10 protein-coding genes are annotated in these 13,761 nt (G+C 62.6%); 3 read left to right on the plus strand and 7 right to left on the minus strand.

Annotation, left to right across the window (positions count from 1 at the left end; all coding sequences use genetic code 11):
* Positions 1-38 precede the first annotated feature (38 nt).
* Positions 39-1,232, minus strand: coding sequence for a DUF3095 domain-containing protein (locus VGO04_RS29880; protein WP_327499600.1), 1,194 nt, complete (start codon positions 1,230-1,232; stop codon positions 39-41).
* Between the two features lie 278 nt (positions 1,233-1,510).
* On the opposite strand from VGO04_RS29880, the gene VGO04_RS29885 reads away from it, so the two are divergent.
* Positions 1,511-2,341 carry an MBL fold metallo-hydrolase gene (locus VGO04_RS29885; RefSeq protein WP_327499601.1) on the plus strand — a complete coding sequence of 277 codons (831 nt, stop codon included), beginning with the start codon at positions 1,511-1,513 and terminating at the stop codon, positions 2,339-2,341.
* Here the strand turns inward: VGO04_RS29885 and VGO04_RS29890 are convergent.
* The 6 genes from VGO04_RS29890 to VGO04_RS29915 all read right to left on the minus strand — a co-directional run bounded on the left by VGO04_RS29890 (position 2,328) and on the right by VGO04_RS29915 (position 10,937).
* Entirely contained in the window at positions 2,328-3,095 is a 768-nt protein-coding gene (locus VGO04_RS29890; RefSeq protein ID WP_327499602.1) for a polysaccharide deacetylase family protein, read from the minus strand. The genes VGO04_RS29885 and VGO04_RS29890 overlap by 14 nt on opposite strands.
* Positions 3,092-4,189 (minus strand): glycosyltransferase family 4 protein, encoded by a 1,098-nt coding sequence (locus VGO04_RS29895; protein ID WP_327499603.1) that lies wholly within the window; start codon positions 4,187-4,189, stop codon positions 3,092-3,094. Before VGO04_RS29895 ends, VGO04_RS29890 begins: the two co-directional genes overlap by 4 nt.
* Positions 4,190-4,258: 69 nt before the next feature.
* The gene (locus VGO04_RS29900; RefSeq protein ID WP_327499604.1) at positions 4,259-4,543 is read right to left on the minus strand and encodes a hypothetical protein; all 285 of its coding nucleotides are present in this window, start codon (positions 4,541-4,543) and stop codon (positions 4,259-4,261) included.
* Positions 4,544-4,637: 94 nt separating this feature from the next.
* Positions 4,638-6,104 carry a lytic transglycosylase F gene (locus tag VGO04_RS29905; protein WP_327499605.1) on the minus strand — a complete coding sequence of 489 codons (1,467 nt, stop codon included), beginning with the start codon at positions 6,102-6,104 and terminating at the stop codon, positions 4,638-4,640.
* A 43-nt stretch (positions 6,105-6,147) separates the two neighbouring features.
* Entirely contained in the window at positions 6,148-8,280 is a 2,133-nt protein-coding gene (locus VGO04_RS29910; protein ID WP_327499606.1) for a mechanosensitive ion channel domain-containing protein, read from the minus strand.
* A gap of 107 nt (positions 8,281-8,387) precedes the next feature.
* Positions 8,388-10,937: an SH3 domain-containing protein gene (locus VGO04_RS29915; protein ID WP_327499607.1), complete on the minus strand. Its 2,550-nt coding sequence runs from the start codon at positions 10,935-10,937 to the stop codon at positions 8,388-8,390.
* 440 nt (positions 10,938-11,377) lie between these two features.
* On the opposite strand from VGO04_RS29915, the gene VGO04_RS29920 reads away from it, so the two are divergent.
* Complete coding sequence (locus VGO04_RS29920; RefSeq protein WP_327499608.1) at positions 11,378-11,833, plus strand: helix-turn-helix transcriptional regulator; 456 nt, start codon at positions 11,378-11,380, stop codon at positions 11,831-11,833.
* Between the two features lie 28 nt (positions 11,834-11,861).
* Positions 11,862-13,733 (plus strand): SARP family transcriptional regulator, encoded by a 1,872-nt coding sequence (locus tag VGO04_RS29925; protein ID WP_327499609.1) that lies wholly within the window; start codon positions 11,862-11,864, stop codon positions 13,731-13,733.
* Positions 13,734-13,761: the final 28 nt, after the last annotated feature.

Consider the following 13,761-nt stretch of genomic DNA (forward strand, 5'->3'; position numbering starts at 1 on the left):
TCTCGTGCCAGGCGGCGGGCAGCCGGGTGCAACCCGCGCTACGCGGCACCGCCTGCATCCTTTTCGGCGGACCCAATGCGCGCCAAAGTCGCCTTGAGCTTGCTTGCCGCGACCGCGTATCCGCCAGAAGCGCCGTCGACGAAGTGCATGTGATCGCGGCTCATCGGCGTCGGCACGATGCAGGTCATCAGCGCCGAATCCTGCTGGTGCAGGCCATAATGGCACACACCTTCTGCCATCGCCCTCTGCAGTCGCGCCTCGATCCGTTCAAGCCGCGCGGCAGAGATATCGACCGTCATTTTCAGGCCGTCGTCGAATTTGCGGAAATCGGTGTTGTCGGCGAGGTCGCGGCGGTATCGGGTCGTGTCGAACGTGCCAAGGTTCCAGCCCATCTTGAGACAGACGAATAGCACCAGCGTCTGCAGTGTGATCCACACGCGGGCGCCAAGGCGCTTTTCCTTGGGCGCGGCGGCGCGCGCCTCGGCATCAATCCCGACGAATGAAAACCGCGGGTCGGGTCCAAGCACGGGAACAGGATGCCCATGGCGATCTTCCTCGTCGGCGAGCGCGACAACGTCGGCGATCAGTTGCTGGAACTCCGGTCCGTTGCCCTTTGGCCCCGGTACGGCGATGATCGAGGCGATGGTGCCATGTCGCGACTGGATCGGGTTCCAACGACAGGATAGCCCGGTGAGGTCTGGCCGGCTGCCGGCCGGGGCGGCATCGACGTGGTAGCGCCCGGCCTTCATCGCCGCTTCGGCCCAACTCGCCCCACCGCCGGCAAACATCGCGTAGGAAACCTCGTCGCTCGTCTTGAAGCGGGCAACCCGCATGTCGAGGCCATGGGCGCGAATGTCGCTCACCGGCACCAGGGCGGCCCGCAACTCGAGCCCGAGTTCCTCGGCGACCCAGGTCCTGACGGCGGCAAGCGCACCATGGGCCCTATCGGCCATCGACGCCGGCAGCGCCGCCAGGGCGCCATCGCCCCCGAAGACAAACGGCATCGTCTTTTCTTCGAGCACGTTCATCAGCGCCGATATGACGCTGGCGCCAGCCATGTTGACCGTCTTGTAGCGACCGTCCGCAATCGCGCCGGTTGAATTGACGATATCGGCAACGGCAAGTACCCACCCATCGGGAAGCGGGCGATAGTTCGCCTCGTCCGCGACCCCCTCGAACGCATCGAAAAGAGGCACCGTGTCGTAAAACCGTCCTTCAGCCGCCTCGCCCATGCGTGACCTGTTCCCTAAGTTACAGTAGGTCCGATAGATAATTTACATAACAGGGCAACAAAAAGTTTCACAGGCCGTTGCTAAAGGCCACCAAACCCCGCGAAGCCACCAGAAATTGAGGGCTTGGCCGGGCAACTTGCTAATCCGCCCCTTGGCGAAGCCACGGTTACTTTCCAAATAATAACCCATGGCATTGCAGGGGCGTGGCCATATGTGCTTGTTTAACAGTCACACAAGGATCAAAATGATCCAAGCGTGCGTAGTGAAGCCAAAACTGAATGCGTGACGACAACTTTCGAGTGCGGTTCTGGGGCGTAAGAGGAAGTTTGCCGGTATCCGGCCAACAATACGTCGCCTATGGGGGGAATACGTCCTGCATCGAGATTCGATGCGGCAAGGACGTGTTGCTGTTTGATGCGGGATCAGGAATTCGCGAGGCAGGCTACGCCCTGATCGCCGAAGGTGTCGAAGAGTTCGACCTGTTCTTCACCCATAGCCATTACGACCACATCATCGGCCTCCCCTATTTCAAGCCCATCTACAAGTGTCGCAATTCCGTGCGGTTCTGGTCGGGCCATCTGCACGGCACGATGACCACACGGGAAATGATCCGTGACTTCATGCGCCCGCCGTGGTTCCCGGTCGATCCGGACATCTGTCAGGCGAGCCTTGACGGCGTCGACTTCAAACCCGGTGACGTGCTGACGCCGCGTGAGGGCGTAACGGTTCGCACGACCAGCCTCAACCATCCAGGCGGCTGCGTCGGATATCGCATCGAGTGGAACGGCCGCGCGGTAGCGCTGGTCTACGACACCGAGCACGAGCCCGGCATCCTCGATCCCGGTGTGCTCGACCTGATCTCAGGCGCTGATCTCTTCGTCTATGACTGCACCTATCTCGAAAGCGAGATGACGCATTTTCAAGGCTACGGGCATTCGACCGGCATGCACGGTGCCCGGCTGGCGATGGCTGCCGGCGTCAAGCAGCTCGCGATGTTCCACCATGACCCGTCGCGCACCGACGACGCGCTGGCGGAAATGGAGCGCGACGTTCAGGCGACCTTTGCCGGTGCCTTTGCCGCCCGCGATGGACAGATCATCGATCTGTGAGCTGGCGGCCGGAGAGCCAGCGACACGCAGGGTGCGTCGCGGTGAGTGCAAGCAGCGTGTCGAGGAACGCCCAGACACCGTCATCGTGCACCAGGTGATGTGTGAGCAGACCGATGGTCCGCCCCGCCTGGTCTGTCTTGCCTTCGGCCTCACCGGAAACCTGCCGGAGCCTTGTCACGATGTCGGCGACAATCGACGCGTGGTCACGGCAACCGCGCGTCCCATGCCAATCCATCACGTCGACATGGGTGTTCACGAGCGTCACCGGGGACGGTTTTTCCGGACCGAAGACGGATAGCACTCGAAATCCGAGACCTGGCAAACCATCGAGAAGCCCGGCATCGATCCGGTTCCACGGCGGCACAAGCATCGGCACGAACTGGGCCGGGAAAAGCGACTGCAATCGCGCATGGCCGCGACCTAACTCCTCAAGAACCGTCTCGCGCGGGCGATGCGCGCCCAACTCCTGCTTCTTTTCCCCAAGTGGCGCGTGGTTTTCGTGCGCCCATCCGTGCACCGCGACGCTGACATCCGAACGTCCGACAGTGCGTGCAGCAAGGGCCTCGGTCGCTGGGGCCGGCGGGACCGCGAGGACCACGGGAACCGCATAGCGTTCGACAAGCGAGAGCAGGCGATCAAGCGGCGCCGTTGGTTCGACCGCGTCGTCGTCCCGCAGCCAGAAGTCCACCTGCCGCCCGGATGCAGCCACCGCATCAAGCGCGGCGGAAAGCTGTTGCCAATGGCTGTCGGTCATGCCGGCTTCTCCAGAAACTCACCGAAAATCGCACGCAGCCGCTGCGCCGCGGCCGGGAACGATCGCTCGTCATGGACGAAGCGGCGGGCGGCTTCGCCCAATTGCCGGCGACGGAGCGGATCTCCAATCAGGTCACGCATGGCCGCCGCATAGGCGACGACATCGCCTTCCGGCGTCAGCGTCCCCGTCTCCCCATGCTTGACCACTTCCGGCACGCCAGCCGTACGCTGGGCAACAACCGGCAGGCCAGCGGCCTGCGCTTCGAGATAGGCAAGTCCATAGGCTTCGCCACAGCCGGGCCATACGTAAAGGTCGCTGTGCGCCAGAATCTCCGGCAGTTCGTCCGCAGTCTTTTCGCCGAGCCAAGTGAGCCTTTCGGACGGCAGCAGAGCAAAGGCTTGCCGCACCTCCTCATGACACGGCCCGTCACCGACGATCGTGAGGGACCAGGCAACGTCGGTCACACGAGCGAGCGATTGTGCCAGCATGCGGTAGCTGTCCATCTTGTCGCCGCTGCGCATCATGGCAACCACGACCATCCGGCAGGCATCGGCGCTTTCGGCCTTTGCCGCGCTGAATGGCGTCGCATCGATGAACGGCGCCAACATCGCATGGCGGCAGGCAGGTGCTGCTTCAAGGAGGCCGTCACGGTCGCGCCGTGTGAGGCAAATATTGACGGTGGCCTTTTCGATCGCCGACAGGACATGCCGTTGGGCGAAGGCGCGGACGCCTTCGTTTCGCCGCATCGAATAGGATGCCTCGGCGGTAAGGTAAGGGATCGAAAATTCTGCCGCAAGCGCCGGCCCGAGAAGGTCTGGCGCCTTGTAGTACGGATGGTAGCAGAACCAGAGATCCGGCACGCCGTCTCGCGGCCAGAGCCCTCGCAGACGGGCGATTTCCGCGTCCGCTGCCTGCTCGAGCCGATTGAAATCGTCTGCGGACGGGCTCGCGTGAAAACTGCGAAGCTGCGAAGCGATATCGACCGCGTGCCCGCCCGCGCGCAGCGCCGCAACCAACATGCGCGCCATCAGCCGGTCGCCTGACGGCACCGGGTGATCGGGAGATTTCAGCGGTGCGTAAAAGGCGATCTTCATCCGCAGCGAGCTATCGTGCCTCAGCGAGAAACTGTCAACCGACTGAGACCCATGCGCAGCATTGGCGCGTCAATCGATCGGCAGATCGTAGTAGTCCCGGCGGATCAGCTTCAACGAGCGGTCCGGCTGGATCACGTAGGTTTCCTGAACGAAACTGTTGCCGCTCGTAAAGCGGTGCGGGACGATACTGCCGACCGGTGCCTTCGTCAGTTTCGTGCGCGGTTGCCCGCCATAGGTGATGCTTCCGGGAATAGGCTCGATATCCGGCGTCGTGCAGCCGACGACGACCAAGGCGAAAAGTGCGAGCAGACCAACGTTTCGGCCGATGCCAGAGACAGCCCGAGCAGCAATCATTGTCTTCACCTCCTCCAGTCCGGCCGGCGCGACCGAAGGCGCGCCGCCGTTGTCGTCCCATCCTGCAATCGGGGCCGGCCCAACGGGCCAGCGGCTACTGCGCAACTGTCGGCTCGGCGCCTCCACCCTTTGCCGTCGCAGCCTCGGCATCATGGGCTGCTAGCAGGCTGTAGGCGATATAGTACTTATAGATGTTGCTCACATATTGAACGGTTTCGCGCCCGACGATCGCGGCGGCTGCGTTCTCGACATTGCCGAACCAGAGGTTCGGATCAAGCCCCATGTCCTTGGCCTTTGCCCGGAACTTGCGCAGGTTGCCCGGACCGGCATTATAGGCCGCGAACGCAAACAGCAGCTGATCTTTCGGGGTAACCTTGGGGTCGTTGATATAGGTGTCGACGAGGTAGCGAAGGTACTTCGTCCCCGCCTCGACATTGAGGTCTTCGTCCTTGTCGATGCCGCGGATGTTGACGGACTTGTCCGCCGCCGTCGCAGGCATGAGCTGCATGATGCCGACGGCGCCGCGATGGCTGCGACGCGACTGATCAAGCTGCGATTCCTGGTATCCCTGCGCCATCAGCATCAGGTGATCGAAGGAATAGGTGCTGCCGTGCTTGCGGAAGATCTCCACCAGCTGCTTGAAGCGGGCGACATCTTCCGGCGCGTAGGCGCGCTTCAGCATCTTGTCGCCCTTGTAGTACGTGTTTTTCAGGATGTTGCCGAAGGTCGTGCCGATCCTGTGGGTCTTGACGAAATCGTTGAGGACGCCCGCGAGCTTCGGGCTGTCCTTGCGGATTGCCCAGGCGATCTGACCATGGTCGGAGACCACGATATCGTCGCGCACCTTGAGATCCGTAAAGACCGTCGCCCAGATATCCGCCTTGTACTTGTCGACCACCGTCCAGGGCAGCAGTCCGGCGTTGATCATTTCGAGCACGTCTTCGTCCTCGAGATTTTCGTCCATGTCCTTCAGCGCGATCGGCGCGCGTCCCGCCTTCTCGAACTTCGCGCTGAGCGCGACCAGGTGCTCATAGTAGCTGCTCGAGCGGCGCACATTGATCTCCTTGCCGCTCAAGTCATCGAGGCTGGCGATCGCGGGCGACGAGGGACCGGTGACCAGAACCTCCTTCGCCTCATCGAAGAGCGGATCGGTGAAATCCACCCTGGCAAGCCGCGCCTCGGTAATCGTCAGGTTGGCCATGACGATGTCGCCGAGCCCCTCCTCGAGCGCCGACAGCAATTTCGCACGCGGCATGGGGACGAAGCCGATACGGATCTTGTCGATCTGCTTCTTGACGCCCTTGTTGAGTTCATTCTCAAGCGCGGTGCCGAATTCGACCGCCGTTCCCAGCTGTTGGCCGCGATCGATGAAGTAGATCGTCTTGCTGAAGGGGACGAGGATGCGAACGAGACGGCGCTTTTCCATGCCGTCGAAGTCGTCCTTGTGCGGGACGAGCATTGTGCGCAGGAACTTCTCGCTCGCCTGCTCGCTCGATTGCGCCCACACGTTTGCGGCACCTGCGAACAACAGGATCAGTATTCCAAACAACAGGCGTTTCATCTTGGCCTCCCCAGCCCAGGGCACCGTTATCGACCAGTCCTTCTTACTCCTGCGGCGGGCCACCCTCGCCGAGCGCTGCCGCGGCGTTCTTCTTGGCGATTGCGTCGCGTGTCGCTGCGGCCGCGGCCGCCGATTGTTGCGCCTCGTCGCCCGCCACCTGCACCGTCGGCGAGGCGAAGTTGATGCCGTTTTCCTTGAAGGCTTCCTTGATCATGACCTGGGCCCGCCGCCTGACCTGTGTCTGGCTGCCCGGCTTGGTCTTCATGGCGAAACTCAAGGTCATCCCGTAGTCGCCGAAATTCTCGACGCCCTTCATCTTGACCGTTTCCAGGATCAACGGCCCGATATCGGGGTCTTCGAGCAACTTCGCACCGATGCCCTTCACCACCTTCTTCACCTTGGCCACATCGGCATCGAAGGAGACGTTGATCAGGAACTTGTCGATCACCCAGTCACGGCTCATGTTCTGCACCGCACCCAGAGAACCGAAGGGGACGGTGTAAACCGGCCCGCGATGGTGCCGGAGCTTCACCGAGCGGATGCTGAAGGATTCGACCGTGCCCTTGTAGCTGCCACTCTGGATGTACTCGCCGATGCGGAACGCGTCGTCCATCATGTAGAAGACGCCGCTGATGACGTCCTTGACCAGGGTCTGCGAACCGAAGCCGATCGCCACACCGAACACGCCGGCGCCGGCGATCAGCGGACCGATTTCGACGCCGAGACCGGACAGCACCATCAGCACCGCCACGACGGCGATGAACGCTGCGAGAAAATTGCGCAGGATCGGTAGCAACGTCATCATACGGGTGTTGCGGGCACGTTCAGCCGGGTCGTCGGTCGCGTGATTGGCCTGCTTGACGCGCAGGTTGATGAACCCCTTCACCAACTGCCAGACAAGATCTGCCGCCAGCAGGATGACGACGCCGGCCAGCACGCCGCGGACAACCCGGTTGAACGCGTCATCCTCCATCATTGCCGTGGCGCTGACCTTGAAGATGAGAGCCAGCCAGCCGGCTGCGAGCGCTATGACCAGCAACCTGGCTCCGCGCTCGATGAAGATGTTGCGCATGACGCGCGTCTCGTCTTCGGCCGAGGCGTCAAGCAGAGTTTTGGTAAAGGCGCTGGTGAACCGCAGCAGCGGCGGCAGGCCGATCACGTAGAGACCGATCCAGAACAGAACGTCCATGCCCGCGACCCAGAGCAGCCAAAGGACGATCAAAAAGGCGATCAGAAGTACGTTGCCGACGATGCGGCGCGAACCGATGACGGCGCCCGCGGGCCGCTTAACCACGGTGAGAATTCCAACGGCCAGGACAACCAGCCCCAGGATCGCGCTGATGAGATCATGCACGTCGGTCGAAATGGAGAGAGCGCGCATCGCATCGCCAACACCCCAGACGAGTGCTGCGCCGGCGATCAGCCACAGGCTGTGCCAATGCCAGAAGCGGGCTTCATCGGCCGTCAGCGACAGATACCCGGTCCGACCGTCCGCGCTCCCTTCAGTGACCGGGCCGCCGGTCAGGACCGCCGAGGCGATGATCATCAGCAGGCGGGCGCCGATCCACGCGCCGAGCAACGGCGCAATCGTCGTCTCCAGTCGCATCGGCCAGTCGGCAATGGCAAGCACGGACATGGCCGCTGCAGCGAACACGATCAGCGGCAGGACCCGCACGAGCATGGTTCGGGCCGGCCCGGTCAGCACCGCGCCTTTCAGGCTGCGCCTCAAAATCCAACGCAACAGATACTCGGCCCCATAGCCGATCAGCAGGATGAAAAAGAACCCTTTGAGGATCGGGGCTGTACCGTGGCTCTCCATGTCGCCAGCCAGCCGCTCCCGCGCCGCCTGCATTTCCGGAAGAACGCGCGGCACCGCATTGCCGATGCCCGTCAGATGACGCCTGATTTCGGCCGTCCACCGCGCGACAACCCCTGTCGCCGGGGTCTCGGTCGGGGTTGCTGTCGTCGTTGCAACCGGCGCCTGTTTCGCAGACAGCCACTGCTTTACCTCCGGGTCGTCGAGCAGCTGGATCAACTGCTGTACCTTGGCAGGCGGTGCGACAGTCGCCGCATCCTGCGCAACGGCTGGCAACACCGCTCCGAAGAGCACAAGAAGAATCGCAAGGAGACCGAGAACCGGCTCCAGAAAGCGACGCAAAAACCCGATAAAGCCCATTCTCAGCACCCCCGCCGATGGTGACGACCCCCCGATCGGCACATTTCAAATCTACACGAAGCTAGCATACCCTTGGGCGTTTCCGTCAACGTTCGTTCGCATGGAATTCAACGGCGCCGGAAGCCGCCGCCGCCGCCGTGGAAACCGCCACCGCCGAAGCCTCCCCCTCCGTGGAAGCCACCGCCGCCATAGCCGCCACCGCCATGAAACCCGCCGCCGTAGCCGCCACCGCCGAAACCACCGGGCCGGTCGAAGCCGCCGGCACTGCCCGTCGGAAAGTTCAACGGCCGCTGATCGAAGGACTGGCGCTCGAAGGAACGCTGGTTGCCGAGCTGGCGTCCGATGTTGTCGATCGCCAGATGATCGGGGGCCCGATCGCGCGTGGTGATCCGCTGGTTCAGGTTCTGGGCGGCATCGGGGTGGTTGGTGACGAACTGCTGCCCCGCCTTCGCCCGATCCTCGATCAAGGGCTTCTGAACCGGCTGCCAGCCGTCGGGCGTGTGCTTCTGCCATTGCCCGTCGTCGCGGCGATAGACGTTGCCGTCACGACCGGCATAGACGTCACCGCCCTTGCCGCCGGCGACGAAACCGTGGTTGCCGTCAGACGTGCGCCAATGGACACCGCCACCGCTTGCCGTCGAGCCGCCGCTGATGCGAGCGAAGTCGGAGCCATGCTTGACCGACGCCGACCCCCAGCTTCCGTAGACATTGTGCCCTCCACGCGCGATCGCTGCGTTGCCGGTGCGCGGGTTGTAGGCGGCGACAAAGCCACGGTCGCCGTTCGGCCCGTAGCCGACGGCGCCGCGAACATAGGTTCCGGTGCGCGGATTGTAAGCAGCGCCGGCTGCGATGCCGCGGTACGGTCCATAGGCATAACCGTAACGACCGAAGGTCCCGACGACCGGATTGTAGAAAGCGCCGACGCCGTAGGTCACCGGGGTCGGATAATAGGGCCAGTAGCCGCCGCCCGCCCAGCCGTAGTCCCAGTAATCGTCATAGTACCAGCCGGTGCCGTAGACGAACGTGTCCCAGGCAAGATAGGCGCCGAGGTAGCCCATCGTATAGCCGAACCAGACCGCGTCGGGTTCGGTATCGTAGATGCGAACGTAGGTGGCGTTATAGACCGGTGACGACGGCGGGATGGTATAGATCTCGTCCGGTACCGCCTTGGCGACGCTGAAAGGCCCGGTCGGGGTATCGCCGACGAACCAGACGCCGTCCTTCACCACGAAATACTTGTCGCCAACCACGATGACCGTCTCGTTGGTGTTGACGGCATAGGTCAAGGACGTGCCGTCGATCTTCTCGAATTTCGGATCACCGCTATAGGCGACGTCCACCTTGACCGAACCGTCAAGCGCCACGCGCGCCTTTTCCGGGATGCTCGCCTTCAGCCGCGCCTCGGCGTTTTCGGACGTGCCGGGTACGGACGAACGGACCGTGTAGTAAGCGGCATCTTCAGGAATGTTCTGGAAGTCCTCGGGAAGTTTCGGCGTTGCGAACGTCCAGGGACCATCGAGCGACGCACTTGCAAACCAGCGGCCGGAGACGAGGATGTACCAGCTGGCGTCCGCATCGCGGTAGAAGACGTCGCTCTCGCTGTTGGTCGCCACCTTGAGCCCAGTGCCCGGCACCGGCTCAAGCTTGGGCTCCCCATCGAAGACGAGCAGCTCCGACGGCTTGTCCGAGTAGACGACCTTCGGCACGACCGCATCTGCGGCCTGCGTCGGGATCGCCGCCTTGGCGTCCTTCCAGTTGTCGTCGTCCGGCAGCTTGCTGAATATCTCCGGAAGCGATGACGAAGGCTGCCAGCCTGAGGCCAGGTCCTTCGATTGCAGCCACGCCTTGTCGTTGCGCAGATAATAGGTGCCGTCCGCCTCGACCTTGAAAAGATCCCAGTTGGTGTTGACGGCGAAGGAGAGCCCCTCGACGCCCTTGACCGGCGCCAGCACAACCTTGCCATTGGTCTGAACCAGGATCGCCGCCGCCTTGCTGACGAAGATCGGCGGCGGATCGGCCTTCAGCCCCTCGACATTACCGAGCCGCTCATAGTCGGCAAGGCTCGCCGTCAGCTTGTTTTCCGAAATCGTGATCGTCCCGACCGGCATCAACTTGCCGACATCGAGGGCAAGATCGGCCAGTTCCTTGCGGTCAAGGACGGAGAAATTGATTTCCGTCATCTTGATGTCCGAAACGACGACCTGGTCGGACGCGCTGTCTGCATCGGTCTTGCCCGTGACCGCAATGACGCCGTAGATCGGCTTGGCGTCATCGGACTTCTTGTACTCGGCCGCAATCAGGGCGTCGAGCGCGGTGAAATCCTTCCAGGCTCTGACCTGGGGTTGGTAGAGGGTGATCGTTGCTTCGCTGTCTGTCTTGTAGGCGCGCGGCCAGCCGAGCGCCTTGGGGTCGGCATCATTCAGATACTTGCCGCTGACAAAGCCGCTCTGACCGCTGTAGCTGACAGCGCACCATGCCCCGGCATCGTCGCACTCCTTCACGTCGACGTCGGCACCCTCCGCGATCGTGCCCATACTGTTAAAACCGGTACCTGGCCCTTCGCGGAAATTGACCGATGCGTTCGTTGTTGCCGGACCGGCCAAAGCCGGCGTTGCGACTGTTGCAAACAGCGTCAGGGCAAGTGTCAGTCTGCGCATATCGGTTCTCCGGCGGCGATGACGATCAGAACCGGTTCTGCATTGGCCTTTCGCGATAAGTCCTATCGAGAACCGGTTGAGCCACCAGCATCTTTGCGCATCATGTCAGCGCAAGTACGTAACAGTAACGGTGACCGTAACGGGTCGGCACAAAGCGCACGAGCAGGGGAAGCGACGATTTCCATGGGCACATGCAGCCGGTCCAGGAGCGATCGATTCGCATGCGCGAAATGGCGGCCTCGTCTGTCACAGTGTCGACGGCGCCGGCGCCGTCCCGAGCCTCCGCCTCGTTTGCGACGACCGAGAGCCGAGCCGCGACGGGGAAATCTTTTATTGGACTGCAAATCTCTGTGTTTTAGCCCGTGGTGATTGCATCGGGACATTTATTCAAGCAAACTCATATGCATGATTTGACACTCCTAAGTGCGGAGGAAATGCAAGTGAACACGAAAGCCCCCAGCCAGATCGATGTCTTTGTCGGTTCCCGCGTCAGGATGCGTCGGTTGATGGCCGGATTGAGTCAGGAAAAGCTGGCCGACGGCCTCGGGATCACATTCCAGCAGGTGCAGAAGTACGAAAAGGGCACCAACCGTATCGGCGCAAGCCGCCTGCAGGCGATCGCCGATATCCTCGGCGTGCACCCGAGCTTCTTCTTCCAGGAAGGTGAAGACCCGGCCGGCGCCCGCAACGGTGCAGGCGACACCACGCGCGAGCCGAGCGAGATTTCCTCCTTCGTTTCGTCGAAGGAAGGTATCGCGCTCAACCGCGCCTTCCTGAAGATCACCGACCCGGTCCTGCGCAAGAAGATCATCTCGCTTGTGGCGGCCGTTGCCCAGACGCCGGAGACCGAAGCGACCCGCGTAACGGCGGGCGTCGCGCAGGACATGCACGGATAAGCCGTCTGCGCCTGACAGGAACGATCGGATGACATTTACGCTGCAGACCCTCGGGCGCCTGCGACTCGTCGATGCTGGCGGGCGCGAAGTCGCCTTCCCTGAAAAGGGTCTGCTCGTCCTTTGTCATCTGATCGTCGGCAAGCACAGCGAACAATCGCGAAATGACGTCGCCAAACTCCTGTGGGACGAGGTCGTTCCGAGCCAGGCCTTCGTCAACCTGCGCAAGACGATATCCCGCATTATCGCGCGACAGGAGGAGCTCGGCTGTCACTTCCTGAGCTTTTCGCAATCGTCCGTGATGTTCGACGGCACCCGTTTGCGAAGCGACCTCGACGCCATCGGCGATGACACGGGCGAGCCGCTGTCTCGTCTCCAGCTGGCGGTCGAAACATTCCAGGAGGACTTCCTTAGGGATCTGAAGTCCCAGGGGCACGCGCTGCACAGCTGGATCGAGCGGCAGCGCGGCGAGCACATGGCATTCTTGCGCGAGAGCCTGCTGCTCGCAGCGCCCGAAGCCACGAACGGCCATCGCAAGCTGGTCAAGTCGGCAGCAACCCGGCTGCTCGAGCGCAATCCCCTCGATGAAGACGTGCGCAAGATCCTCGCACAGGCGTTCCAGCTCGAAGGCAATCACCTCGAGGCGCGGACCATCTCGCACGGAGGCGTGCCGGCAACCGCCGCCGCACTGGAATGGCGACCGGTTTCGATGGTCTCTCCTGCGGGGCCGCAGACGGCTGTCGACATGCGCCCGCCCCGCGTCGTGCTGCTGCCGCCAAACAACGGCACGATCGACAGCCCTGCAACCCAGTTTGCGAGCGCCCTGATCGAGGACGTCACGATCGGTCTCTGCGCGCTGCGCTCCGTTTCCGTCATCGCGCCTTACACGGCCGCTCAGATCAGCCTCCAGGCCGACAAGGCGAACACGTACCAGAAGCACGCGATCAGCTACATCCTCGACACGCGCCTGACGGACGAGGGCAACCGGCTGACCCTCTTCACGCAGCTGATCTTCTTTGCCAACGACGAGGTCATCTGGGCCGATCGCTTCAATCTCGACGGCGACGGGCTGATGACCTCGCGACGGGAGATCGCCCGCCAGATCGCGCTCGCCATCGCCAGCCAGGTGGAGCGCAACGAGACGCACCGCAAGACCTACGAGACCAATGTCGGCTCCTATCGCAGCTTCCTTCTCGGGCAGCGATACCTCAAGCAGCTCAATCTTCCGGAAGTGCGGCGTGCGCGCAAAAGCTTCCGCGAAGCGCTCTATCAGAGCAGTGACTTTGCGCCGGCGATGAGCGGTCTTGCGCGCAGCTACTTCGTCGAATGGCTGCTGACGGCGCGCGGCGATGCCGAGTTGCTGGCGCTTGCCGAGCGGCACGCCCGCGACGCGGTGGTGGCCGACGACACCCTGGCGACGGGGTACCGCGAGCTCGGCGTCGTCAAGCTCTATCTCAGGCAGTTCGACGAGAGCATGGAGTTCCATGACAAGGCGGAGGCGCTGAGCCCGCAGCATGCCAATGTGATCGCGAGCTACGCCGATACGCTGGTGCAGGCGTCGCGGCCGGAAGGCGGGCTGCGCAAGATCCGGGCAGCGCTCGATCTCAACCCGATTGCACCGGACGAATACTTCTGGACCGCGGCCGGCGCCAGCTACTCGCTCGGCCAGTACGAGCAGGCGATCGCCTATATCGAGCGCATGCGCGATCCGACCCCCGCCGACCGGCTATCTGCGGCCAGTTGGGGCATGCTCGGCAACCGGAAGAAGGCGCGCCAATACGTGCGCAAGACTTTTGACGTACACCCCGATTTTGATCTCGACAAATGGATCGCCATCGTTCCCTTTAGAGAGGAATGGCAGCGAATCCATTACTGCGAGGGCCTGCGAAAAGCAGGGTTCTGACATTCTCATCAAACGACAGACCAGGAGG

The organism is Ensifer sp., from assembly GCF_035999185.1.
GTDB lineage: Bacteria > Pseudomonadota > Alphaproteobacteria > Rhizobiales > Rhizobiaceae > Ensifer.